Annotated in this window: 19 protein-coding genes and 1 pseudogene; 7 read left to right on the top strand and 13 right to left on the bottom strand. The window is 69.6% G+C overall.

All coding sequences use genetic code 11. The features are described 5' to 3' along the window. The first annotated feature begins 9 nt into the window (after positions 1–9). A complete protein-coding gene (locus E8M01_RS00985; protein ID WP_136958401.1) occupies positions 10–561 on the top strand; it encodes an NADPH-dependent FMN reductase in 552 nt (183 codons plus the stop codon). A 25-nt stretch (positions 562–586) separates the two neighbouring features. Here E8M01_RS00985 and E8M01_RS35725 read toward each other — a convergent pair whose 3' ends face one another. Together E8M01_RS35725 and E8M01_RS35305 are read right to left on the bottom strand one after the other, a co-directional pair. After that, positions 587–5,164 (bottom strand): autotransporter domain-containing protein, encoded by a 4,578-nt coding sequence (locus tag E8M01_RS35725; RefSeq protein WP_211596686.1) that lies wholly within the window; start codon positions 5,162–5,164, stop codon positions 587–589. Between the two features lie 137 nt (positions 5,165–5,301). After that, entirely contained in the window at positions 5,302–6,411 is a 1,110-nt protein-coding gene (locus tag E8M01_RS35305) for a helix-turn-helix domain-containing protein (RefSeq protein ID WP_215908841.1), read from the bottom strand. A 222-nt stretch (positions 6,412–6,633) separates the two neighbouring features. Between E8M01_RS35305 and E8M01_RS00955 the strand changes: the two genes are divergently transcribed. Beyond that, positions 6,634–8,316, top strand: a complete 1,683-nt coding sequence (locus E8M01_RS00955; RefSeq protein WP_136958400.1) for a c-type cytochrome — start codon at positions 6,634–6,636, stop codon at positions 8,314–8,316. Here the strand turns inward: E8M01_RS00955 and E8M01_RS00950 are convergent. From E8M01_RS00950 to E8M01_RS00930, 5 genes are read right to left on the bottom strand one after another with little or no spacing between them, the layout of a single operon-like run. Continuing rightward, positions 8,311–9,300 carry a hypothetical protein gene (locus E8M01_RS00950; RefSeq protein ID WP_136958399.1) on the bottom strand — a complete coding sequence of 330 codons (990 nt, stop codon included), beginning with the start codon at positions 9,298–9,300 and terminating at the stop codon, positions 8,311–8,313. The genes E8M01_RS00955 and E8M01_RS00950 overlap by 6 nt on opposite strands. Next, positions 9,297–10,448, bottom strand: a complete 1,152-nt coding sequence (locus E8M01_RS00945) for a GNAT family N-acetyltransferase (protein ID WP_136958398.1) — start codon at positions 10,446–10,448, stop codon at positions 9,297–9,299. The genes E8M01_RS00950 and E8M01_RS00945 overlap by 4 nt, the downstream gene beginning before the upstream one ends. Continuing rightward, entirely contained in the window at positions 10,445–11,647 is a 1,203-nt protein-coding gene (locus tag E8M01_RS00940) for a hypothetical protein (protein WP_136958397.1), read from the bottom strand. Before E8M01_RS00940 ends, E8M01_RS00945 begins: the two co-directional genes overlap by 4 nt. Further along, entirely contained in the window at positions 11,647–12,525 is an 879-nt protein-coding gene (locus tag E8M01_RS00935; protein WP_136958396.1) for a ThiF family adenylyltransferase, read from the bottom strand. The genes E8M01_RS00940 and E8M01_RS00935 overlap by 1 nt, the downstream gene beginning before the upstream one ends. After that, positions 12,522–13,481: a hypothetical protein gene (locus E8M01_RS00930; RefSeq protein ID WP_136964381.1), complete on the bottom strand. Its 960-nt coding sequence runs from the start codon at positions 13,479–13,481 to the stop codon at positions 12,522–12,524. Before E8M01_RS00930 ends, E8M01_RS00935 begins: the two co-directional genes overlap by 4 nt. 333 nt (positions 13,482–13,814) lie before the next feature. On the opposite strand from E8M01_RS00930, the gene E8M01_RS00925 reads away from it, so the two are divergent. Next, entirely contained in the window at positions 13,815–15,188 is a 1,374-nt protein-coding gene (locus tag E8M01_RS00925) for a serine hydrolase (protein ID WP_136958395.1), read from the top strand. Here the strand turns inward: E8M01_RS00925 and E8M01_RS00920 are convergent. Further along, positions 15,185–15,465: pseudogene (locus E8M01_RS00920) on the bottom strand (CobW C-terminal domain-containing protein). The gene E8M01_RS00925 and the pseudogene E8M01_RS00920 overlap by 4 nt on opposite strands. A gap of 238 nt (positions 15,466–15,703) precedes the next feature. After that, positions 15,704–15,955 carry a hypothetical protein gene (locus tag E8M01_RS00915; RefSeq protein ID WP_136958393.1) on the bottom strand — a complete coding sequence of 84 codons (252 nt, stop codon included), beginning with the start codon at positions 15,953–15,955 and terminating at the stop codon, positions 15,704–15,706. Between the two features lie 135 nt (positions 15,956–16,090). Here E8M01_RS00915 and gcvA point away from each other — a divergent pair, with 135 nt between their 5' ends. Next, positions 16,091–17,029, top strand: a complete 939-nt coding sequence (gene gcvA / locus E8M01_RS00910; RefSeq protein WP_136958392.1) for a transcriptional regulator GcvA — start codon at positions 16,091–16,093, stop codon at positions 17,027–17,029. A gap of 6 nt (positions 17,030–17,035) precedes the next feature. On the opposite strand, the gene E8M01_RS00905 is transcribed toward gcvA, so the two are convergent. Continuing rightward, positions 17,036–17,980 carry a CobW family GTP-binding protein gene (locus tag E8M01_RS00905; protein WP_136958391.1) on the bottom strand — a complete coding sequence of 315 codons (945 nt, stop codon included), beginning with the start codon at positions 17,978–17,980 and terminating at the stop codon, positions 17,036–17,038. Between the two features lie 3 nt (positions 17,981–17,983). After that, entirely contained in the window at positions 17,984–19,522 is a 1,539-nt protein-coding gene (locus E8M01_RS00900) for an amidohydrolase family protein (RefSeq protein ID WP_136958390.1), read from the bottom strand. A gap of 201 nt (positions 19,523–19,723) precedes the next feature. Here E8M01_RS00900 and E8M01_RS00895 point away from each other — a divergent pair, with 201 nt between their 5' ends. Both E8M01_RS00895 and E8M01_RS00890 read left to right on the top strand, forming a co-directional pair. Further along, positions 19,724–20,872 (top strand): Acg family FMN-binding oxidoreductase, encoded by a 1,149-nt coding sequence (locus E8M01_RS00895; RefSeq protein ID WP_136958389.1) that lies wholly within the window; start codon positions 19,724–19,726, stop codon positions 20,870–20,872. Beyond that, entirely contained in the window at positions 20,869–21,324 is a 456-nt protein-coding gene (locus E8M01_RS00890; RefSeq protein WP_136958388.1) for a MarR family winged helix-turn-helix transcriptional regulator, read from the top strand. The genes E8M01_RS00895 and E8M01_RS00890 overlap by 4 nt, the downstream gene beginning before the upstream one ends. Before the next feature lie 105 nt (positions 21,325–21,429). Here the strand turns inward: E8M01_RS00890 and E8M01_RS00885 are convergent, their stop codons facing one another. Next, positions 21,430–22,659 (bottom strand): glycosyltransferase, encoded by a 1,230-nt coding sequence (locus E8M01_RS00885; protein WP_136958387.1) that lies wholly within the window; start codon positions 22,657–22,659, stop codon positions 21,430–21,432. 373 nt (positions 22,660–23,032) lie between these two features. On the opposite strand from E8M01_RS00885, the gene E8M01_RS00880 reads away from it, so the two are divergent. After that, positions 23,033–24,130, top strand: a complete 1,098-nt coding sequence (locus tag E8M01_RS00880) for a DNA alkylation repair protein (RefSeq protein ID WP_136964380.1) — start codon at positions 23,033–23,035, stop codon at positions 24,128–24,130. Here the strand turns inward: E8M01_RS00880 and E8M01_RS00875 are convergent. After that, positions 24,114–25,031, bottom strand: coding sequence for an AraC family transcriptional regulator (locus tag E8M01_RS00875; protein WP_136958386.1), 918 nt, complete (start codon positions 25,029–25,031; stop codon positions 24,114–24,116). The genes E8M01_RS00880 and E8M01_RS00875 overlap by 17 nt on opposite strands. Positions 25,032–25,070 lie beyond the last annotated feature (39 nt).

The following is a 25,070-nucleotide window of genomic DNA, read 5'->3' as shown; positions in this document are numbered from 1 at the left end:
AAGGCTCTCATGACCCAGTACAAGATAGCCGTCGTGGTCGGCAGCCTGAGGCGCGATTCGCTCAACCGCAAATTGGCCACCGCCATCGCCAAACTGGCGCCGCCGACCTTCTCGTTCCATCAGGTCGAGATCGGCGACCTGCCGCTCTACAATCAGGACGACGACGGCAACCAGGCGCCAGCAGTCAAGCGGCTGAAGGCGGAGATCTCGGGCTCCCAGGGCCTGTTGTTCGTCACCGCCGAATATAACCGCTCGATGCCCGGCGTCCTGAAAAACGCCATTGACCACGCCTCGCGGCCCTATGGCCACAATGCCTGGGCCGGCAAGCCGGCCGGTGTGATCGGCATTTCCGTTGGCTCGCTGGGCACGGCCATGGCGCAGCAGCATCTGCGCAACGTGCTCGCCTATCTGGATGTGCCGACGCTCGGGCAGCCGGAGGCCTTCGTCCAGGCCAAGGCCGATCTGTTCACCGCGTCGGGCGATGCCGGCGACGGCATCAAGGCCTTCCTGCAAGGCTGGATGGACAAATACGTCGCCTGGGTGACGCGGCTCGCCGTCTGAGGCATCGCCCGGCTTTCGCGCGCTCCTAGAACCTCCAGCTGAGATTGCCCTTGAGCCCGTGGTCGGTGATGCCGCGGGCGATCTGGCCGCCATAGGACAGGCCAATGGTGACGGCGGGGGAGACCGCCAGGTCGAGGCCGGCCTCGACCACCAGGGCATCCCTGGCAATGGGCAGGCCGGCGACGCCGAAAGGCGAGCCGCCGGAAAAGGCCAGCGTCGCCTCCGGCCTGACATCGCCGAAGGCGTGGCGCCAGCCCAGCGTGCCGCGCGCCGCCAGGACGGCGGAGCCGGCCAGAGCGAAGCTCGTCGCGGCACGCAGGCCAGAGGTGACGTAAGTCGCGCCCATGCTGCCGGCGCCGGCGCTCAATGCCGCCGCCCCGCCGCTCTCCTTGATGGCGTCGGTATCGAGACGCACGGCGGCGAGATTGACGAAGGGCTCGAGTGCCGCCGCGCCGAGGTCGAGCCGGTAGCCAAGCTCGCCGAAGACCTGCGCGGTGCGCGCCTGATAGCGCGCGGTCGCGACATCGCCGAAGCCTGAAAAGGCGACGGTCCGGCGGGTCTCCAACTGGTGCCACGTAGAGGCGGCGCCGAGCCGGATGCCGAGCGCGCCCCATTGGCCGCCGCCATAAAGCGCGAGATGGTAGCCGTCGCTGCCGGCGCCCGACAGCCGCCCGTTGATGCCGAGGGACGACCGGCCATAACCGCCGGCAAGACCCAGCCGGATATCCGGACCGACGGGCATGTCGGCGCCAACAAGGAAGCCGCCAACCGAACGGGACAGCGCCGCGGCATTGCCGTCACCGCTCCGATGGCCCCAGGCGCCATAGGCCTGGCTCCACAAGGCGACGTCGCTGCCCGGCGTCAGCAAGGCCATCTGCTGCGGGCCGGCGGCCAGGGCGGGCGCGCCCGCGGCGGCGGTGGCCTGGCGCAGGCGGTCGGTCACCGCCTCGCGAACGAAACGGCTGTCGTCGAGAAGCACTCCCCTGATGCCGGCATGGAGCTCGCCCGACAGCATGTCGAAGGCGGCACGCGCGCCGGCTGCGCTCGCCTGCTGCACCACCGCGTCATAGAGCGCGTTGCCGGAGCCGCGCGCCTCCACGGCCGTGGCGGTCGCGACCTGGTTGCGGGTGACGCCGACGGTCGGGAAGGCCACCTGGTTGCGGGCGACATCGAGATAGACGTCGTTTGAGCCATAGGCGAGCAAGAGATCGACGAAGGGCAGGTTCTGGGTCAGATCGGCGAATTGGCCGGTAATGCCACCCTGGGCGGTCAGGATGGTATGGCGCCGGCCGGGCAGATAGGCGCCCGGCGCCTTGGTCACGGCCACCGTGCCGCCGGCCAGCGTCGCCATGCCGCTCGCGGCGATCCGGTCGCTCTGGCCGGCCGGGTCGATCTCGACCTGGTAGATCGAGCCGGCGGCGAAGCCGATATTGCCCTGAACCTGCAAGGTGCCGATCGAATTGCCCGGCGCGACCGTGCCGCCGGCATTGACCATCAGTCCACCGACCGTGCCGATGCCGCCGAGGCTCGCGCCGCTATTGACGGTGACGAAGCCAGCGATGCTGGCGCCGGCATGGCCGGCGTCGCCGACCACCAGCCGGCCGGCAGTGACTGTCGTGCTGCCGGCAAAGCTGTTCTGGCCGTTCAAGGTCAGCGTGCCGGCGCCGGTCTTGGTCAGGGCGCCGCCGGCCAGGGACTGGTCGACGGTGAAGGTGTTTGCGCCGTCGGCGATGTCGAAGCCGCCGCCATTGGCGCCCCAGACGATGGTCCTGGCCGTGCTGGTGAAGCCGGTGCCGGTCACCCGCAGCGTGCCACCGTTGAAGGTCAGGCTGCTGCCTGCCGCGCCGAGGCTTGCGTCGGAGGCAACCGACAGGCTGCCTTGCGACAAGGTCCAGGGCGTTACGGCGGAGGTCGCGCCGGTCAGCGTCCAGGTGCCCGAGCCGGTCTTTTCGAAGGCCTGGAAGCCGCGATACTGGCCAGCGGCACCGACCGCCGAGACGTCGAAGCTGCCATCGGCCGTGCCGCCCAAGGCCAGCGTGTTGCCGACGCCGGCGGTGGCGTCGACGACCCCGTTGATGCGCGATCCGGCCCAGAGCTCCAGCCGGTTGGTGCCGCCGGTGAAGACGATGGCGGCGGCCTGTGTGGTGCCGTCGCCGGCAAGGCCGCCTGATATCGTGCCGCTGTTGACGATGTTGATGAACGATCCGGTGATGCCGATACCGCCCGTGCCGGCCGCGCCATTCAAGCCCGCGACCGGCCCAAGACCGGCGGCGCCGCCGGCGCCTCCCGAAATCGTGCCGCTGTTGACGATGGTCAGATGGGAGCCGTCGATGCCGGCGCCACCGACGGCGCCACTGCCGCCAGCGCCGATCGGCGCATTGCCGCCGGCACCGCCGGCGCCGCCCGACACGGTTCCGGCATTGACGATGCTGAGCGCCGAGCCCTGGATCGCGGCGCCGCCACGGCCGCCATTGGCTCCCCCGTAAATGTGCCCGTTCGTGCCGCCGATGCCGCCGGTGCCGCCTGAGATGGTGCCGGTGACGCGATTGACGATGGCCAGGCTCGTACCGTCGATGCCCGCGCCGCCGATACCGGCAGCGCCGGCCGTGGTGGCCAGGCCGCCTTCGCCGCCAGTGCCGCCACGGATGGCTCCGGCATTGTCGAGCGATCCGCCCGCCATCACCACGGCGGTACCGCCCGCGCCGGCCGCGCCGCCGCTATAATAGGCCGACGCTCCGCCCATGCCGCCATTGCCGCCGGTGACCATTGCGCCCGCTTCATTGCTGAAGCTTGCGCCGGGCGCTTCGAACAATGCGCCGATGCCGCCGTCGCCACCGCCGCCGGCCATGCCGAAATCGGTGCCGCCGCCATGGCCGCCATGGCCGCCGCTGATGCTGCTGGTGTTGCGTGACAAACCCGCGCCGGTGACGACGGCGCCATAACCGCCGGCGCCGCCGCCGCCGCCGCCGTTGCCGTCGTTGATACCGGTCGGGATGGTGCCGCCATTGCCGCCATGGCCGCCGCGCAGCGGCGACAGATTGATGAGGAGCGGAACACCGGCGCCGGTGCCGTGATAACCGCCACCACCGCCGCCGGCGCCGTAATTGACATTGGCGCCAGCCGCGCCGTCGAGGTTCAGCGCCGTGCCGCCGGTGCCGCCCGCGCCGCCGGTGCCGGTGCCGCCGGCGCCACCACCGCCACCACCGGCCCCGCCGCCGGCTGCGCCGCCGCCACCACCGCCGCCGACGATGAGGAACGGGGCGAGTTGCCCCGCGCCGCCGTTGCCGCCGGCGTAACCGGTGCCGCCGGCGCCGCCGGTCCAGGGATAGCCGATGCCGATCACCATCACGCCGCCGCCGGCGCCGCCATCGGCGCGTGCCGGCATGGCCGGCATCAGCGCCGCCGCGCCCGACAGCATGGTGCCGGCGAGCAGGATGCGCGCCTGTGCGCCGAAGGCCGGGTGGGCGGGCCGCGTCGGCGCAATCGAGGCCTGTGCTTCCTGCCGCCGGTCGGTCCGCGACCGGAGCCGTCGCCCGGCATGGGCCTCGATCAGCTGGGCATAGGCCGCGCCGGCATGGTCAGGCGAGCAGGCCTGCCGGCGAGGCCAGGCTGGGCGAGCCCGAGCACTGGCCTGGTCGAGGAAACGCGCCGCCGCGTCGACCGATGGTGCCAGCGGATCGAGCAGGCAGGCGGACCCGCCGAACAATTCGCGATGAACCGGCAGGTCGGACAGGATCAGCGGCGTGCCGTGGCAGGCGGCCTCCGCCGCCGGCATGTTGAAGCCTTCGAAACGCGACAGCGACAGAAAGGCGAGGGCGCTGCCATAGAGCCGGTCGAGCGCGCTCCGCTCGACATGGCCGAGATGGACGACGCGCTCGCGCAAGGGCGCGGGCAGGCCCGCCAGATGGCGCTGGAACGCCTGGCGCCCGTGGCCGGTGACCAGAAGCCTCAGATCGTCCCGGCGCGCGGCGAGGCCGGCGAACAGGCCGAGCAGGCCGTCGATATTCTTGTGCGGATGATGGTCGCCATGGGCGACCGCCAGCAGGACGGGTGCTGCCCTGTCGCCGGTGCCCGGGCCGGGCGTGGCGACCACCGGATTGTAGATGACCCGGTGGCGCCGCGGCGCGCCGAAACGGCCGATGAACTGGTCGCGGGTGGTCTTGCTGACGAAGACGATCGCGTCGGCATTGGCGCGGGTCGCGGCGAAAGCCTGATGCAGCCAGGCGAGATGTGAGGGCTCGAACAAGTCCGGCAAGAAGGCGAATTGCACATCGTGCACGACATTGATGATGGTCGGCCCGGCGGCATGCCGGCCGCGGGCGATCGGCGAATGGAAGTTCGGGAACACGAAGATGCCGTCCGGATCGGCCTTGGCGAGCCGCGCGGCGACATGTTTTTCACGATCGAGATAGGCCAGGCCCGTGCCGGAGTGCATCATGGCCCGGCCGGCGGCGATGTGGCGGACCGAGATGAGCCGCGCGCCGAATCGCTGCTTCAGTTGTCCGAACAAGGTCTGTGAGAATTCGACCACCCCGCCGATCGAGGGATAATCATGGACGATGTCGAAATAGTAGATCGGACGCGGCGTGGTCGTCCTGGTCACTGGCATCGCCTGCACTCCCGCCCGGATGGGTGAGGCGGCGATCCGGGGCGGACCAGTCGTAGCCGAGGGCGGCTGGCCGGGCTTTGCCTGACGTCGCAGGGCAACATGCCCGTCGTCTCAGGTCAGCGCAGGCCGGATCATGTCTGGCCGGGGCGCATGTGCGGCATGGCGCCGGTCAGTTGGGTGACCCAGCGGATCGCCTCGTCGTCAGTCCTGAGCAAGGCGCCGCCATTGCCGGGCAGCGCGCCGCCGATGGTCCGGCCGGCGAGCCCGCGGGCGTCGCCCGGCGTGATGCCGAATTGCCGGCGGAAGGCGCGGATAAAGGTGGCGTCGCTGCTGAAATGGCATTCGAGCGCGATGTCGATGATCCGCCACGACCGGAAGGCCGGCGAGATCAGCATGGCGAAGGCGCGGTGCAGGCGGCGCTTTTGGATATAGTTCGCCGGACTGTCCGGCGTGAACAGGCGGTAGAGGCTGGCGCGGGACAGCTCGAAGGCGAGGCACAGGCTGTCGACCGTCAGCGATGCGGCCCCGAGATTGTCCTCGACATGCCGCCGGATGCGCGACAGCAAGGCTTCCTGCGATGCGGCGACGGTCGGCGCGTCGGCATCGCGACGGCCGGCGAGACCACCCACCGCCAGATGCACCAGCGACTGGATGGCGGCCTGGCTCTCGGCCTGGGTCAGGCCCGCGGCGCATTGCCGGAGCATCAGCATGTGCTCGCCGGTCAGCCGTCCGAAAGCGCTTTCGCGGGGCAGGATGGCGAGCGCCGGAATAGCCTGGGCCGCGCCGAACACCGAGGCCAGCAGCATGCGCGGCAGCATGAAGCTCAGGAGATGCACGCGGCCGTCGTCGGCGGTCATCTCGCGCGTCCGGCTCGGCTTGGCCATGTCGATGAGGCAGACGTCGCCGGATCGTTGGATCGACGTGTGGTCACCGGCCAGGAACTCGGCGCCGCCGGCGATATGCAAGGTCAGCTGGAGATGGTCGATGCCGCGCGCGACATGGCGCGGGGTCCGGTCGTAACGCAGCGCGCTCGACCGGCTCTCGAACAGGACCGCGTTGCCGAGATGCCAGGTCGAGGTGGCGACATGGAATTCCTGCGGCTCGCCGAGCACGGTGACGTCGCAGATGTCGGTGGTCAGCTGGCGGAAACGCTGGAGCGCCTCGTCCGGCGTGCCGAGCTCGGCGGTCGAGAACAGCAAAGGCTGCGGCGTGGCACCGGGGGCGGCGTCTTGCATGGTCATGGCTGCATGGTCATGGGATGCGATCGAGGCTCCGAACAGCCGCAAGCCGGACCTGCCGCCGCCCGGTTGTTTCAGTCTGCTTCGCCGTGGCCCTTGGTAGCCGGTCGCCGCCGTCGCGGCAATTGGCCCACGCGCCGCCTTACCCAAGGACCGCCTTGCCCAAGGGCCGCGCCAGCGCCTATTGAATGTCCTCGGATCTGAGCATGAGAGTTCCCTGGCGCCGTGACCTGGATCAAGGACAAGAGCCGCGGCAAGGTCGCAAAGGGTCTGCTCGCCGGCATCGCCGTGGTCATTGTCATCGCAGCCTGGGCCTTTTGGGAGCTGTCGCGCGCCGCGCCCGCGCGCTCGACCAGCCTGCCGGCCCGCCTCGCCGATGATCCCGTCTCGCGTGGCGAAATGCAGTTCGCCCATGGCGATCTTGGCGTCCTCGATCTCGACACGCTGGAGACATCGGCGCTGCCCTGGACGGTGCTGAGCGCGGCGTTGGCGCTGGACCTGGCCGAGGGCGACGCCGACCGGGTCTCGGCGGCGCTGGTCGAGCAGGCCTTTCGCGCGGTCGGCTTTCTTTACCCCGAACGGCCGGCGGGCGAAGGGGCCGCGGACGGCTTGCCGCGCGCGCCGCTCGGCCTGACGCTTGGGCGGGTCGAGCGCTCGATGCCGCCCTTGCGGGTGACCGCGGCCAATCTCGGCTGTGCCTCCTGCCATGCCGGCGTCACCTATGGCCCCGATGGCCGGCCGGCACCGCAGCGCCCGGCGCTCGGCATGCCCAACAGCTCGCTCGATCTGGAGGCCTATGCGCAGACCGTCTATCGGGCGCTGAAACGGGCCTTCGCCGACGAGGCCATGCTGTGGCGGGCGATCGACCGGCTTCATCCCGGCCTCACCTGGCGCGAGCGGCTGAGCCTGCGCTGGCTGGTGCTGCCGCGAGCAAGAGCGCGCATGGCGGAACTCGGCAGGGACGGCGACCAGCCGCTGCCCTTTGCCAACGGCGCCCCGGGCCTGACCAATGGGGTCGCCGCGCTGAAGTTCCGGCTCGGCGAGGTCGAGGGTTATCGCCTGGCCGGCGCCGGTTATGTCTCGATCCCCGATCTTGCCGACCGCAGCTTCCGCTCGGCCCTGCTCGCCGACGGTGCCTATGCGCCGGTCGGCAAGCCTCGCTTCGTTCCACGCTCGGCCGACGAGGCGGCACGCGCCGACCCGGGCGAGCTCGCCAGCATCGGCTCGTTTTTCACCGTGCCGAGCATGGGCATGGCGCCGGAGCGGGCGGAAGCCGCCATTCCCGCCTTCACCGATATCGCCCGGTTCCTGGCGACCTATCGGCCGCAGCGCTTTCCCGGCGCGATCGACCGCGCCCGCCTGCCGCTCGGCCAGGCGACCTATGCGCGGGCCTGCGCCGCATGCCACGGCAGTTATGACGGCGATCTGGACCGGCCGCGCCTGGTCAGCTTCCCCAATTGGGCCGGGGATGTCGGCACCGATATGAGCCGTGCGCGCGCCTTTGACGGCTCGCTCGCCGCGCGGGTCAACGGCACGGTCTATCGGCGCCACATGACCGCCGCGGCGACCGGCAAGCTGGCCGCGCCGCTGCTGAGCGGGGTCTGGGCGACCGCCCCCTATCTGACCAACGGATCGGTGCCGACGCTGTGGCACCTGCTGGAACCGGCGACGCGACCCGAGCGGTTCATGGTCGGCGGCCACCGGCTCGACTTCGTCCGCGTCGGCCTGGCCTTGGCGCCAGACGCGAGCGGCCTCTGGCGCGACCTCGGCGACTACCAGCCGTTTTCCCGCGGGGTCGAGATCGACACGCGCAAGCCCGGCTTCTCCAACCGCGGCCACGACCGGGAGGTCGCCGATCTCACCGCCGAGGAACGCCAGGCGCTGATCGACTATCTGAAGCTGTTATGACGCCGGCCTGATCAGCGCCTCGACCGGCAGCCGGGCATGGCCGATCCGCCGTGGCCGGGCGGGAACGCCGATGCGGAACACATTGACCAGCCGCCGGCCGGCCGGCAGCGGATGGGCGGCGCGCAAGGCGGCATTGGCCTCCGGCCAGTCGGCCAGCACCGAGACCGGGCAGCCGGCGAGCCAGGCGCGATAGAAGGCGCGGCCGGTGACCAGCGGATCCTCGCCCTCGGCACGGTGGAACAGTGCCATGGCGGCGGCCGAACCGGCCTTGCCGGCCTCTGCCGTGACCGGTCCGGCAAGGCCCAGGCGGTCGAGCAGCGGAAACAGGGGCCCGAGGACAAGTCCGGCGCCGAAGGCCTCGATGCGGCCGAGCGCCATGGCCTCGGCATTGAGGCCGTCGCGGTCATGGTCGGGATGGGCCCTGGAGAGCCGCATCCAGTGCGTGAGCTCGCGCCGATGGGCCTGGTCGCGGAGAAAGAACAGGCCGGCGCGATCGGCCAGCATGGCAATGCGCCTGACGGCCTGGGGTTCGGTCACCATCAGGAGATCGGACTGGTTGCCGGCGAGCCGCGCCAGCGCCGCGCGCGTCGTGTCGTCGGCCGGCGTGAAGCCGCCGCGCCAGCTCGCCCGCGCGGCAACATGGCTTGCGAGCGGGTCCGGGCTTGCCGAAGGGTCTTGGGTGCCAGCGGCCGCGGCGATCCGGGCGATTGGCCCGGCGGCGCCCGTCGGAGCCACGGTCAGCTCGGCGATGGCCAGGCCGGCCCGGCCGAGCGCCAGGGCCAGGCCTTCCAGGAAAGCGCCATGCGACAGCCTGACGTCGTGGCCGGTCGGATCGGCGGCGGGCAGCCGGCGCGCCGGGTCGTCCTGCAGCAGGATCGCACCGGCGTCGAGCGAGACCCGCGTCGGCTGGATGTTGTGGACGCTCGGCGCCAGCCGCGCCTCGGCGACCAGCCGGCGAAGCAGATCGGGTTCAACAGCGATCACGCGGCCTCCGGCGGGCTGGCAGGCGCAAGGGGCGGGGCGAACAGGGGTTTGGCGAACAGGTGCAGCCGGTGCAGCGGCCGGGCGCCGAGCTTGTCCATTTGCCTCAGGCTGGCGCCGTTGACGTCGGCAATCCAGGTCGTGCCGAGCCGGTCGTAACCAATGGCCTTCATGGCGCTTGCGACCTTGAACAGCATGGCGCCGTTGATGCCGCGGCCATGCATGGCGCGCGACACCGACTGGTAGATCAGCACGGCCCGCCGGTTGGTGAGGCGCTGCTTGACCAGATGCCAGGCGAAGCCGAGGCCCATGCGCCCGCCGACCGCCTTGACCAGCGGATTGAGGTCAGGAATGACCAGGATCACGCCGACCGGCTGGCCGCGGTAATGGGCAACGCAGGAAATGCGCTTGTCGATCACCCACATCATGTCGCCGGCCTGGAACAGATATTCGGCCGGGCTGGTCGGCACGAACATCGGATTGTCGGCGAAGCCGTCGTTCAGCACGGTGCGCGCCTCGGCGAGCCGCGTCCTGAAGCTTTTCCGGTCGATCGGCATCCAGGCGAAATCCGGGTCGGCGAAGATCGCCGCCTGGGCCGGTCCGAGCAGCGCCGCGGGGTCGAGCGCCGTCAGGTCGGTCTCGAAGGTGGTCATCGGAAAGGTCGCGGAATAACCGTTGGTGCCGAGCAGCCGCGCGATATGCGGCGGGCTATGGACCATGTCGGAATAGGGCTGCCGCTCGAAACCCTCGGTGACGACACCGATCTGCTGCATGGCGGTCAGGTTGAAATTGCCTGCCATCTCGGTCATGCCGGCGGCCCGGCCCCAATCCTCCGCGGCCGTCAAAAGCGCCGCGGCGACCTCCGGATCATCGGCGCAGTCGAAGAAGCCGAACTGCGCGCGGCGCGTGCCGTGCCTGATGTTCGAGGCCTGATGCAGGCTCGCGCCGATGCGTCCGACCGGCCGGCCGTCGCGCCAGGCGACGAACAGCTCGAACCGGCCATGCCCTTCGGTGACCAGCGGGTTCCTGGCCGGATCGAACATGCGGTCGAAGTCAGACCACATGGGCGGCACGTAGGGCGAGCTCGCCGGATAGACTTCTGCCGTGACGGCGAAGGCGGCGGCCCGGTCGCCCCGGGTGATGCGGATCATCTGCCGGCCCCGGGGGCCGCGGCGATCAGCCGGCCGGCGAGCAGCATGGCCGTCTCGGTCGCCTGGTCGGCCATGACCAGCGGCACGTGCAGCGCGACGAGGTCGAGCGGATCGCGGCCGATGACGATGAGGTGGCTCGCCCCATGGGTCGCCATCAGCGCCGCCAGCCGCTCGGTCGCCGGGTCGTCCGCCGGCCGCGACCAGGGCCGGTCGGCGCGGCGGATGACGATGCGGTTGGCGAGCGCCTGGCGCAGGATCGGCGGGTCGAAATCGGCGAGTGCCGCTTCCGACAGGCGCCGGGCGCCCTCGAAGGGCGGGTGGCGGGCGATCTCCGCGATCAGGCCGTCGCGGGTCTCGGCTTCGGCATTGGCGATGCGATCGAGGAGACCCGGGGAGCCAGCGGCGAGAAGGGCTCTGGCGGTATCGACCAGCAGGCCGATCACCAGGGTGCCGGCGAGCGTCACGGCAGCCAGGCGCAGGGTCTCGCCGGCATCGCCGCCGGGCACCAGGGCGGACAAGGCGAGGCCGAGCAGCAGGCCGGCGGCGATGCGCAGCGCCAGGACGGCGGCATGGCCGCGCCGGGCTTCGCTCGCGGTGTCGGCGACCAGGGCGAAGGTGACCAGCAGCAGCGCGCCGAGCGCGCCGGCGCGCACCGGAATGGCCGGAAAGAAGGCGCGGAAATCCGAGAGGATGAAGGGCAGCATGCAGAAGGCGGCAATGCCGAGCCGTCCGACGCTACGGTTCTCGGCTTCCGACAGCGAGGCGCGGTCGCGGGTGACCAGCAGGACGCCGCAGGCGCCGAAGGTGGCGAGCTGGAACAGGGCCAGCGTGATTTCGACGGTGTCGCCGAGGGCGGCCGGGGCGAACAGGCCGGCCGGCGCCAGCACGAGCCCGCCGGCGAGCACCGCGAGCTTGAGCGCGCGCGGGGCATGGCGGCGCAACATGCCCTCGATCACCACCACGGCTCCGAGCGGGATGAAGGCGGCGCAGGCGACCGCCCATTGCTCGAGCCAAAGGCTGCCAACCAGCCAGCCGGCGCCGCGCAGCAGGAAGACCAGCGCGACCAGGCCGAGCACAAGGCTGAACCGGCGTGTCAGCGGCCCGTGGCGATCGCGGGCACGGAAAATGAGGACGGCGACGGCCAGCCCCATGGCGCCGCAGATATTGACGGCCGAGTCGGCAGCCAGGACCGGATCCATCAGGTCCCCACCATGCGGCGCAGCGCCCGCCGCACCAGCGGCCGGAGCAGTGCCGCGACAAAAGCCGGCAGCGGACGCTCGACCTTCGGCCCATGCGGATTGAAGAACCAGCCGCGGCAATCGGTACCGCTCGGCTTGGCCAGCACCAGGGCAATGACCTCATAGGCCATCAGCATGCCTGTTGTGACGACCATGGGGGCAAACGACATCCGGCTGCGCCGGCCTGCGGCAACCTCGGCCGCGATGGCGAGGTCGACATGCCGGCGCGACGAGGAGTGCAGCATGACATGTTCGATCTCGGCCAGCATGGCGGCCCGCCGGTCGGCCTCGCCGATGGCGCGCCAGGCCTTGCCCAGGGTCGGATAGCCGAGCCGCTCCTCGGGCCTGGGGTCCGTCGGCCGCACCACGGTCACCGAGGGCAGGGGCGACATATAGGCGTCGATCACGGTCGCGCCGGCTTCTCTCGCCGTGCGGTAGAGGTGAATGCCGGCGGGGATGTCGTCCATGCCGTTGACGATGATCGGCGAGCGGGCCGCGATCTCGGGCAGCCGGTCGACCCATTCGGCGCCGAGCACCTCGATCTCGATCTCCGGGTTGATGGCGCGCGCCGCGGCGGCCGCGCTCTCAGCCTTGGGCGCGCCGATGGTCGCGGCATTGGCGAAGACCTGGCGATTGAGGTTGGAGACCTCGAACACGTCGATATCGGCGATGACGAAGCGGCCGATGCCGGCGCGGACCAGCGCCATGAAGGCGGCTCCGCCCATGCCGCCGACGCCGCAGACGAAGACCGTGGCGGCCCGCAGGCGCTGCTGCTCCGCCTCGGTGACGAAGCCGATATTGCGGGTGGTGAACCGCCTATAGTCGAAATCCGCCATCATGCCTTGCTGTCCTTGGCCGGCCTCAGCGTGCCGAAACTCCTGCCGGTGTCGAGCCAGTGCAGCACCGGCAGGATCAGGCGCTGAAGCAGGAGGAACAGGCCGGCGCCGGCGACCGCCGGCAGCGAGCCCCGCGGCAATTGGCCGATCAGGTAGCGGCGGGCCGCCGGCAGGTCGATCCTGGCCAATTGCAGCACGTCGTCGCCGCGGCCATAGTCCAAGAGGCCAGCGCAAAAGGCGTTGTAGCGTTCCTCGCGGTGCTTGGCCGCTTCCGCGAAGGTCTTTTTCAGGTCGTCCGAACCGCCGGTATAGGCATTGGTGATGACCGAGCGGGCCTCGTCGAAACCGGCCTCCGGGCCGACGCCGAAGACCGCGCGATGGCGGCGCATGATCTGCCGGGCAAGGCTCAGGTGGGTGAAGCTCTGGCGGGTGCCGGGGTCGGGCGAGGGAAAGGCGTCGGAAAAGGTCTCGCAGACCATGCCGACCACGGCCGGCACCTGCGTGACATTGGAGATCCAGCGGGTGCGCAGGCCGCCGCGCAGGAACAGGATCAGCACGGTGAGGCCGTAGAGCACGCCGGACAGGCCTTTGCCGCGCACGCCGGGATCGACCATGACCAGGCCGAGATGCATCACCTCCTGCCGGTCGCCGTCGATGTCCGTCTCCATCAGGGCAAGCGCGTTGAAGGCGATCGGCTGGCCGGTCGCCGTGTCGGCGATCAGCGTGATGATGGTCGAGGCGAGGCGCTGCCGGTCGCCGGAAAAGACGCCATAGGTGAGCTCGCCGGCCGACAGGGTGCGCGCCGCGACCTGTCGCAGCTTGTCGACGAGCTCCGCCAGTTCGGCATCGTCGAGGATGGCGCCGGGACGTCCGACGATGCGTGTCGTCAGGCCGCTATGGATCGACAGCGTGAGGTCGAGCCGCGGCGACGTCAGGCTTTTCCACCAGGCCCTCAGCATGTTCACGGCTTGACGATCCCATGCTGGCGATTGCGAACGGGGCTTGGCCCGATTGCGGGTTGGCCGGGGCTGGCGCGACGTTTCCAAGTTCTGCGACGCCGGCGCGGCGGCCGTCAAGGCGTGTGGCTCAGGCGATGCCCTTGCCTGCGGCCCCTTGCCACGGTGCGGCGGATCGCAATGCCGCTGCAATCATTCGCGGCGACCATCGCGCCGCGGCTCCGCGCCTGGATTCCCGGGCTATCACGCAGGGTCGCACCAATCGCCCGGCGCGCGGCGAGACCCGACTTGTCCGTGGCGGCGACCCGCCAGCTGTTATCAGGAGGACCGTTTCCCATGGCATCGGCCAGCGCAGCGCAGGCTTCGACCCCGCATCACAGTCCTTCGGACGCCGACATCCAGGCGATTCTCACCGAGCGCATCGACGTGCAGAAGCAGAGCCTCGGCATGGTCGTTGGCCTGGTCGCGCCCGACGGCCGCCGCCGCATCGTCGCCCATGGCGTGATGGCAAGCGACGACGCCCGCCCGGTTGGCGCCGACACGCTCTACGAGATCGGCTCGGTGACCAAGGTCTTCACCGCGCTGCTGCTGGCCGACATGGTCAGGCGCGGCGAGGCGGCGCTGGCCGACCCGCTCGCCAAATATCTCCCCGGCGGGGTCGCCTCGCCGGAACGCGGCGGGCGACCGATCACGCTTGCCGATCTGGCGACCCACACCTCCGGCCTGCCGGGCCTGCCGGAGGACTTCGCGCCGCAGGACCCGGGCAATCCCTATGCCGACTATTCGGTGGCGGCGCTCTATGCCTTCCTGTCCGGCCATGTGCTGACGCGCGACATCGGCACGCAATATGCCTATTCCAATCTCGGCTACGGCCTGCTCGGCCAGGCCTTGGCCAGGCGGGCCGGCCTGGACTACGAGGCCCTGGTTCATGCCCGCATCGCCGCGCCGCTCGGCATGACCAGCACCATGGCGACGGTCACCGGCGAGGCCAGGACACGATTTGCCGGTGCCCACAATCCGCGCCTGAAGCGCGTGCAGCATTGGGACCTGCCGACGCTTGCCGGCGCCGGCGCCCTGCGCTCGACCGCCCGCGACCTCCTGAATTTCCTGGAGGCGATCCTCGGCCATCGGGAGACGCCGCTTTCGCCGGCCGTCACGGCGATGCTGGCGTTTCGCCGGCCGATGGGCATCGCCGATGTCGAGACCGGCCTCGGCTGGGTGATCGCCAAAAGCGGCGGCCAGACGAGCGGCGACGAGATGATCTGGCACAATGGCGGCACCGGCGGCCACCAGTCCTTCATCGGTTACCTGGCCAGGGCGCGGACCGGCGTCGTCGTCCTGTCCAATACCTCCAATCTTGTCGGGGTCCACGATATCGGCCAGCACCTGCTCAACCGCGATCTGCCGCTGGCGCCGCCGGTGAGGCCGCGTGTGGCCGTGGCGGTGGCGCCCGATGTGCTGGAAAGCTATGCCGGTCGCTACCAGCTGGACCCGGCCCTCGTCCTGACGGTGACCCACGAGGCTGGCCGGCTATTCGTCCAGGCGACCGGCCAGCCCAAGGTGGAAGTGCTCGCCGAGAGCGCCACCGATTTCTTCACCGACGAGATCGACGCCCAGCTGTCGTTCGACACCGACAGCCAGGGCCGAGCGGTCCAGGCAGTACTGCATCAGGGCGGCCAGGACATGCCGGCGCCCAGGCTGGCCAGCTAAACCTCGCGCTCGACACAGGCCTCCAGCATGGCCCGGGTCGCGTCGGCGTCGAGCTTGCCGTTCTCGGCGATCAGCACGAGGCGCACCAGCGGCGCGCCGTCGCGGCCTGCCGGAGCCGGGCCGAGCGTGGCGCGCTCGCCGACCAGCTGGAACAGTAGCGGCCGGCCTGTTCGCGGAAGGCGACGAAACCCTTGGCGCGAACCAGGTGAGGGCTGAGCTTGCCGATAGCGGCCTGGAAGCGCGGTAGCGACAGCGGCGCATCGGCGGTCCAGCTCATGGTTTCGAAGCGCGGTGTCGAAAAGCCGTGGGCGCGGCCGGCCTGGCCCGGCTCGCGCGGCGCCTGCGGCTCGCCGGCAAAAGGCCAGTTCCGGCGCGATCCGCCCCTCGGTCACGTCGAAGATCACCCGCGCCGGCCGGAGCGCGGCCAGCAAGGCACGGGCGCGAACCAGTTCGTCCGGCGTCACCAGGTCGGCCTTGTTGAGCGCGACGATGTCGGCCGCCGCGATCTGCGCCCGTCACCAGCAGCCGCGCCGCGAGGTCGCGCCCATCATGCGCCGGGCGATCTCGCGCTCGATGCCGTCGGTGAGCCGGCCGCCGGAGCGCATGACCAGATTTTCGATGGCCCGCTCCGTGGTGCTTTGGCTGGATTCGGTGATCCTGCCGCCCAGCCGCGCCAGCAGGTGGCCGAGGCTCGCCAGCAGGCCGCGCGGGCGCAGGGCCGTGGTGTCGTCGTGAGGGTCGAAACTGGAATGGGTCACGTAGGCCATGATGCTGGCTCCGGGTTGGGTCTGGCGCCCGGCGTCCGGCAAATGCCGGGGCAGGACGCTCGATGACGCCATGATTGACGCCGAAACACCGCCGTGACAAAGGATGAGGTCTCAGCCGATAGTTGAGGTAATCTCATGCATGGGCCGATGCCGCCGCTCAACGCGCTGCGTGCCTTCGAAGCCGCGGCCAGGCATCTGAGCCTGACCAAGGCGGCGAAAGAATTGCATGTGACGGCGGGCGCACTGAGCCACCAGATCCGCGGGCTCGAAGATCTGCTCGGCCTGAAACTGTTCGAACGGCGGGTGCGGGCGATCGCGCTGACCCGCGCCGGAAAACAGCTCTATCCGGGCTTGCAGACCGGCTTCAACCAGATCCGCGAGGCGGTCGCGGGCCTGGAAACCCCCGGCGACGAGCGTGTGCTGGTGGTCAGCACGCCGACCGGCTTCGCCGCCAAATGGCTGGCGCCTCGGCTGCACCGCTTCGCGGCCGCCCATCCCGACATCGACGTGCGGATTTCCTCAACCATGGCGCTCGCCGATTTCCGCACCGATGGGGTCGATATCGCCATTCGCATGCTGCGCACCGATGCTCCGCCGGATGCCGAGCTGTCGGTCGAAAAACTCGTCGACCTCAACTTCGTGCCGGTGTGCAGCCCCAAGCTGCTGGCCGCCCACGGCCCCTTCGACACGCCGGCGGCGCTCGGCGGCTTGCCGCTGATCCATGACGACTATCGCGCGGGACTGCCGGGCTGGCCCGAATGGTTCGAAGCGGCTGGCGTGACCGGCGTCGATGTCGACCGCGGGCTGCGTTTCAGCAGCCCCGACCACGCGCTGGATGTGACCATCGAAGGCGGCGGCCTGTTCCTGGCGCATGACGTGCTGGCCTATGACGAGTTGCGCACCGGGCGGCTGGTGATCGCCTATGGCCTCGTCTTGCGCACCGGCCGCGCCTATCATTTCGTCTGTCCCCGGCGGAAGCAGGGCCTGACCAACGTGAAGGCCTTTCACGCGTGGATCAGCCGCGAGGTCGCGGCGGTCGACTGGTGCCGATCGGGGGGAGCCGGTTCGCTCTGAACGCGGCTAGACCTCGCGCTCGATGCAGGCCTCCAGCATGGCGCGGGTCGCGTCGGCGTCGAGCTTGCCGTTCTCGGCGATCAGCACGAGGCGCACCAGCGGCGCGCCGTCGCGGCCTGCTGGTGCCGGGCCGAGCGTGGCGCGCTCGCCGACCAGCTGGAACAGCAGCGGCCGGCCGGCCTGTTCGCGGAAGGCGACGAAGCCCTTGGCGCGAACCAGGTGAGGGCTGAGCTTGCCGATAGCGGCCTGGAAACGCGGTAGCGACAGCGGCGCATCGGCGGTCCAGCTCATGGTTTCGAAGCGCGGTGTCGAAAAGCCGTGGGCGCGGCCGGCCTGGCCCGGCTCGCGCGGCGCCTGCGGCTCGCCGGCAAAGGCCAGTTCCGGCGCGATCCGCCCCTCGGTCACGTCGAAGATCACCCGCGCCGGCCGGAGCGCGGCCAGCAAGGCACGGGCGCGAACCAGTTCGTCCGGCGTCACCAGGTCGGCCTTGTTGAGCGCGACGATGTCGGCCGCCGCGATCTGCGCCCGGCACAAGGCGTCGTCGAGCAGGTCGGGCTTGTCGGTCAGCGCCCGGGCATCGGCAAGCGCGATCACCGCTTCCAGCGCGGCCTCGCGCCAGATCACCGGATCGAGCAGGCTCGTGACGATCTCGGCCGGGTCGGAGACGCCGCTGGTTTCGATGATGATGCCGTCGGGCGGCGGGTCGCGGCGCATGAGCCGGCCAAGGGTGCGCAGGAGGTCGCCCTGCAGCGAGCAGCAGATACAGCCATTGGCGAGGCTGACCACGCCGTCGGCGGCACCGGCGATCAGGTCGGCGTCGATATTGATCGCGCCGAAATCATTGACCACCGCGGCGAGCCGCCGCCCATCGGCGGCGCTCAACAGGTGGTTGATCAGCGTGGTCTTGCCGGCGCCCAGGAAACCGGTGACCAGGATAACCGGAATGGCCATGGGTCAGCTGGCGGTTTTGACCGGGCGCCGCACCGGCCGGCCGGGTCTCGCCTGGGTGACGAGTTCGCCGCCCGATATCACCGCCTCGCCATTGACCAGGACATGGCGCATGCCTTCGGCGGCCCGGTTCATCGCCTTGAACTCGGCGCGGTCGGTCAGCGTGTCGTAATCGAACACCACGATATCGGCATCGCAGCCGACCTGCAGGCGGCCCTTCTTGCGCATGACCGGGGTGCTCTCCTCCAGGATGCGCGCCGGGATGAGCGTGCATTTGGCGAGGCCGTCGATCAGCGACAGCGCCCGGCGCTCGCGCACCCATTGGCGCAGGAAGCGGGTGAAGGTGCCGGACGAGCGCGGATGCGACGAGGCGTCCGCCGGCAGCGGCCAGGCATCGCCCTCGTAGAACGAGCCGTCGGCGAGCGACCAGGGCATGGCGTCGGAGGCAATGGCGCCACCGGGAAACAGGATGGAGACGTCGAGCAGGTCGCGATGGCGCTGATTGGCCTCGATGTCGAGGAAGTGCCAGAGCACCAGGGAACCCGGGTCCTGGGCCTGGGCCTGCAGGATTTCGTCGCGGTTGGAAAAGCTGCGGCCGGTATCGACCATCTCGATCGCGCCATAGCCGCTGCCGGTGCGTTCGACAAAGGCCGGATCGGCGAAGAAGGCGGCACCCAGCACGGTCGAGCCGGTGCCATAGGGATAGGCTTCCACGGTGACTTTCAGGCCCTGGTCCTGCGCTTTTTTCACCAGCCTGGCGGCGCGCTCGACGTCCTGCAGGCTGGTGCTGTTGAAATGGCAGATGTGCATATGGGCGCCGGTCGAGCCGGCATAACCGATGAGCCGGGTATAGGCTTCGATCGAGCTCCTGGGATCGACGTTCGAGGCATAGGCCACATGGGTATAGGTCGGCACCGCATGGGCGGCGGCCAGGCTTGCCACCTCCGAGAGTTCCTTGACGCCGGCGCCCGGCGCATAGGCGTTGAGAATGCCGATGCCGATGCCGCCCTCGTCGAGACCCTGGGTCAGGCGGGCGACGATCTCGGCGATCTCCTTGTCGGTCGCGACATTGTCGACCCAGCGCTTGTCGTGGGAGTTGCGCGACATGAAGCCGAGTTCCGGTTCCGGATCGGCGCCGATCATCGCGGCGATGCGAGCGAACACCCAGTTGGCGGCGGTGCCGTAGTTCAGCACGCGGCGCTTGCGGGCCTGATCGTCATACCAGCGGGCGACCGGCAGGACGCCGGCTTCCAGTTCGAGCGAGGTGGTTACCCCGTCGAAGGCCTGCATGCGGTCGGCGGCGATCGACTGGCCATGGGCGTGCAGGTCGATGAAACCTGGCGCCACCACCAGGCCGGAGGCATCGATGGCGCGGGCGGTCTCGGCCGCAATCGTGCCGATAGCCGCGATACGGCCGCCGCTGAGCGCGACGTCGCCCGTCATATCGAGGCCGGTCTCGGGATCGACCAACCGGCCGCCGCGGATCACGAGGTCATAGGGGCCGGGCTGGTTGGCTTGCGCCGAAGGCAATGTCGTCTCGTTCATCGGAAAGGCTTGGCTCCAGGTCGGGGGAGGGCGTCGCAGGGGCGGCGAGAGCTCCGGCGATCCTAGGGGAATGTCTCGGGCCAAGTCGACAGGGCCATCCGGGAGGCAGCGTCCCGGAGACCGCGCAGGCAGCCCATTGACAGCGGCGATTTGGTTAGATATCGAATTATGTAGTTCGATATCTAACCAAAGAGAAAGATCATGAACCGCCGCATCTTTTTCCTGTCCACCGCTTCAGCCGGCCTCGTCGCCGCGACCGGCATCGCCGCCTTCGCCCTGACGCGTACGCCGCACCGTGCGCTGCAGCCTTGGGCCGAGGCCGGCGCGTTCCGGTCCGACCCGCGCCGCTTCGTCGTCGAACATGCCGTGCTGGCGCCCAATCCGCACAACCGCCAGCCATGGATCGTCGAACTCACCGGGTCGGACAGCATGACGCTCTGGTGCGATCTCGCCCGCAGGCTGCCGCAGACCGATCCGTTCGACCGGCAAATCACCATTGGCCTCGGCTGTTTCACCGAACTCGCCAGCATTGCGGCGACGGCGATCGGCTATCGCCTGGAGGTGACCGCGTTTCCCGAGGGCGAGCCGGGCGCGCGGCTCGACCAGCGGCCGGTGGCGTTTCTGCGGCTGGTGCGCGCCGATCCGGTTGCCGCCGATCCGCTGTTCGCCCGCATCAAGGCGCGCCGCTCGACCAAGCAGCCCTACGACATGGCGCGCGGCGTGCCGGAGGCGGCGATGCGCGACCTGGCGGCGCTGTCTTCTCCTCTCGCCACGGTCGCGACCGTCAGCGATCCCGGGCGGGTTGGCCGGGTCCGGGCGCTCACCTGGGAAGCTTGGGGCATTGAGGCGCGGACGAAGCACACCCATCTGGAAAGTGTCGAGCTGATGCGCATCGGCCGCCGGGAAATCGAGGCCAATCCCGATGGTATCTCGCTCGGCGGACCTCTGCTGGAGGGACTGTCGGTTTTCGGCCAGCTGTCGCGGGCGCAGCTCGCCGACCCCGGCTCCACTGCCTTCAGGCTGGGCGAGGACATGTATCGCGCCATGCTCGCCGGCACGCCGGCCTATCTGACCGTGACGGCGCCGGACGACGGCCGGACCGGCGCCTTCGCCGCCGGGCGGACCTATCTGCGTGCCAACCTGACCGCCGCGGCGTTGGGGCTGTCGCTGCACCCGGTCAGCCAGGCCCTGCAGGAGTTTGCCGAAATGACCACAACCCGCGCGGCGATCGAGGCGATGCTCGACACGGCCGCGCCGCGACGGCTGCACATGCTGGCCCGTTTGGGTTACGGTCCTGAGGTTCCGCAGACGCCGCGCTGGGCGGCGGCGACCCGCATCCGGCCCGCATGACCACAGTTCCGACCACCGCCACCGATCTCGCCTTCCGCGTGTTCAACGAGATCGGCATCATCAGCCAGCTCTCGACCACCGCCTTCGAGCGGGCGATGCCCGATGGCATGACGCTCGCCCAGTTCACCGTGCTCAACCATTTCGTCCGGCTGGGCGGGCGCCGGCGCCCGTCCGACCTGGCGCGCGCCTTCCAGCTGACCAAGGCGACCATGAGTTCGACCCTGCAGCGGCTGGAAGCCAAGGCGCTGGTCGTCATCGCCGCCGATGCCAGTGACGGCCGCGGCCGCCTGGTCGAGATCACCGGGGCCGGCCGCGCCATGCATGCCGATTGCATCCAACGGCTGGGGCCGATGCTCGTGGCGCTCGTGGCGGCGATCGGCGAGGCGCCGTTCGCCGCCGCCATCGATCCGCTGGTGCGGCTGCGCCAGGAGCTTGACGGCATGCGCGACTGAACCGGACAGTCGCGCATCAACGGGCCAGTGCCGGAGACTGCGGCGCCAGTCTTGCACAACGGTTGGCCGTCCTGCGACCGACCGTTGTGCAAAGGATGTTACCACTCACCGTCCGCGCGCCGCCACGAGGTGGCCGAGATGGGTCGCGACTTCGAACACCGCGCAATTATAGGGCACGTTGGTCCGTATGTTCCGCTTATAGCTCTCGATGTCGTTCAGCAGGCGCTGGACCGCGCCGACGATCTGCTTTTCGAAACTCTTCACGGCAATGCCGACGCTCATGTCCAGGATCCAGTCCACGTTGGGACGTTCCTGCGGCATGGTGTTGGCGTTGCGCTCGACGATGACGGGGCAGCCCATGTGGATGGCCTCGCTGATGCTGCCCGGGCCGGGTTTGCCGATGACAAAATCGGCCAGGCGCATGTAGTCGGCGACATTGGAGACGAAGCCGACGGCATGGCAGCCGGCGCGGCCCCGCAAGGCGTCGTGGAGCTTCTTGTTGTTGCCGCACATGACGATGGTCTGGATCTCGAGCCCGGCCTTTTCGAGCCGGTTGAGAATGGCGAGGGACGCGGTGAGCGAGCCGTTGCCGCCGAACATGATGAGGCCGGTGGCGCGATCGGGCGACAGGCCGAGCGCGGAGTGGCTGAGGCGCGCCGCGTCGGGCTGATCGTAGAACGAGCCCTTCAGCATCATGCCGGAGACCTCGATGAGGTTTGCCGCCGGGTAGAAGCCCGAGGCCTTGGCCTGCTCGACGGCTTTCTGGGTGCCGCAGATCATCACCTGGTCCTGGTCCTCCATCCAGAAATTCGGCGGACAGTCGACCATGTCGGTCATGATCGTGACGAAGGGCACATCGGGGTGGACGTCCTTCAAGGCGCGAAACATGACGCCGTTGAAATTCGGGATGACCGAGACGACGAGGTCGGGCTTGTCATGACCCGGCTCGCGCCAGTGCTGGCGCAGGATCTCCTCCAGCTCGAGGGCGAAAAGCCTGATGAAGGCCTGGAGGATAGGCAGGATGGCGCCGAGGCCGCGGGTCGAGCCGTGTTTCAGGGCGGTGTTGTAGACGTCCTGCGCCTGGACCGGCTCGAGCGCCAGCTTGGGCGCGATCTGCCCGAGGATGCGCTGCAGCGGCCGGGTGATTCTGCGGGTGATCCGGTGGATCGGGTCGATCGGCTCGAGCAGCTTCTGCAGGTCGACCGGCTTGACCTGCCAGCCGGGATAACGTTCGGCGAGCACGTCCTTGAGCGCGTTCATGGCGCTGCGATGGCCGCCGCCCGCGTCCATGTAGAAGATCTCAAGCACTGCATTCGGCTTGGTCATCGTGGTCATGGCCCGAGGCGAGAGACTGGACCCGCCGCGCGATGCGGCCTGTCCATCTTGCCATACCGTCCGGCGATTTAGCCGGGTCAGTATTTCTCCATTGGGGCTGATCAGATGTTCTTGACAGAATGACGACAGCCCCGGCCGCGTCGGCTTGCCGAGCCCGCTTGCAAGGGGTGCTGGGCGCGACCATAGTCGGCTTTCCGCCTGTTCCTTGCTGGCCTTGGCCGTGCCGCGCGCGCGTTCCGGCCAGCGGCCGGGACCGCTGCCGGCCGGGCCGGCGATGCCATGCCAATCGCCTTCCGGCCGCGACAAGACCGCGCCGATGGCGTTTCATGCAGGCCGATTCGATCCGCTGAAATCGGGGCCCGGCATGACCGACGTGACGACCGAGAGCGCGCCCGCGCTGAAAGAGATCTTCAACCGGCAGCGCCTGCAACATCTGGCGACCGAGACGGCCGGCATCGATCCGTCTTTCGACGCCAAGGCTTTCCTGCGCCTGGCCTCGGCCAATCTCGACGATTTGAGCATCATGCAGCGGCTGCGGCAGATCGCCGAGACGTTCCACCAGGTCCTGGCCGGTCCGTTCGAGGCCAATCTCCGCGTGCTCCATGCCCTCGCGCCACGGATCAACCACGGTTTCGCGTCGATCGTGCTGCCCGAATATGTCGCGCTCTACGGCGCCGACCATTTCGATGCCTCGATGACGGCACTGCACTATTTCACCCGTTTCGGGTCGTCGGAATTCGCCATCCGGCATTTCCTGCAACGCGACCTTAAGCGCACCCTGGCGGTGATGGAGCGCTGGTCGCAGGACGACAACGAGCATGTCCGGCGGCTGGCGAGCGAAGGCTGCCGGCCGCGGCTGCCCTGGTCGTTCCAGCTGAAGCCCTTGATGGCCGATCCGCGCCCGGTGGCGGCGATCCTCGACAATCTCAAGGCCGACGACAGTCTCTATGTGCGCAAATCGGTCGCCAACCACCTGAACGACATCACCAAGGACAATCCGGACTGGGTGCTCGCCACAATCGCCGGCTGGCCGCGCGACAACGCCAGAACGACCTGGATCGCCAAACAGGCGCTCCGGACACTGATCAAGCGCGGCGACCAGCGGGCGCTCGACCTGGTCGGCGCGGCGCGCGGCGCGGCGGTGCGGGTGGAGGCTTTCGCGGTGACGCCGGCGCGGCTGTCGCTCGGCGAGCGCCTGACGCTGTCGGCACGGCTCGTCTCGACCGCGGCCGAGCCGCAGAAGCTGATCGTCGACTATGCCGTCCACTACGTCAAAAAGAGCGGGGCCGCCTCGGCCAAGGTGTTCAAGCTGAGGGAAATCCTGCTCGAACCGTCAGGTGAATGCACGCTTTCGATCAGCCAGGTCATCCGCGATTTCACCACGCGCAAGCACCATGCCGGCCATCACCGGCTGGAATTGCTGGTCAACGGCCAGAGCCTGGCTGAAGGCGGCTTCACGCTAGAGCCGTGAACCGCGATGCGGGTGCTGCAACTAGGCCGGACGCCCGCAGCAGGCCGGCCCAGGTGGCGGGCGTCAGTCCATAGGCGCGCTTGAACTGCCGCGACATGTGGCTCTGGTCCGCGAAACCGGCGGTCAGGGCGGCGTCTGCGAGACCTGAGCCGCGCGCCACCAGCGAACGGACCTGGCCGAGCTGCCGCATGGTGCGGAGGCCGGAGGGGCTGGTGCCGAAGGCTGAGCGGAACTGGCGGGCCAGCGTCCAGCGGTCCAAGCCGGAGATACCTTCCAGCTTTTCGGAGGACAGCCGGACCGCCGGGTTTTCGAGGATCATGTCGCGAACCCGTGCGAGCGATGCCAGAGGCAGCGGGGGCTCGGCGGCGCGGCCCGGCATGGCCAGGGCCTGCAGCATGTCGGCGATGCCGACCGCGATCGCGACCCGCGCGACCTCGTCCAAGGGATCGCCGGCGGTCCAGATCGATCGTATGAGGCTCGCGTGCCGCGCGGACAACCGGATCACCGGGTCGGCAATGAAAGGCAACGGCTTGCCGCCGAGCGCATGCTGAACCAGGCAGGGATCGATGTGGAGGATCCGGTAGCTGAAACCGTGCTCGGTGCCGGCGCCGCCGGCATGGGTCTCGTCGGGGTGCAGGATGTGGCATTGGCCGGCGGGGCAGTGCCGCCTTTCGCCTCGGTAGCTGAATGTGTGGACGCCCGAAACGGTCAGGCCGATGGCATAGGTGTCGTGACGGTGCGGCGAGAAGGCCTGGCCCACGAGACGTGCCGCGAACCGCGTGATCCCGCTGCCGCCCCGGCCGATCCGGATGCCGGCTTTCGCCGCGCCGCGGCCGGGCCCGGCGTTTTCGCACAAACCTTCAAGACGCGGGCCGCCCGCCTGGCCTAGCTTTCCCGGCATCGTGCCACGATGACGGGGATTTCAACGATGGGCCAGGGA

Source organism: Phreatobacter stygius (assembly GCF_005144885.1).
In the GTDB taxonomy this organism is placed as follows: domain Bacteria; phylum Pseudomonadota; class Alphaproteobacteria; order Rhizobiales; family Phreatobacteraceae; genus Phreatobacter; species Phreatobacter stygius.
This window is presented reverse-complemented; position numbering and strand designations above follow the sequence as displayed.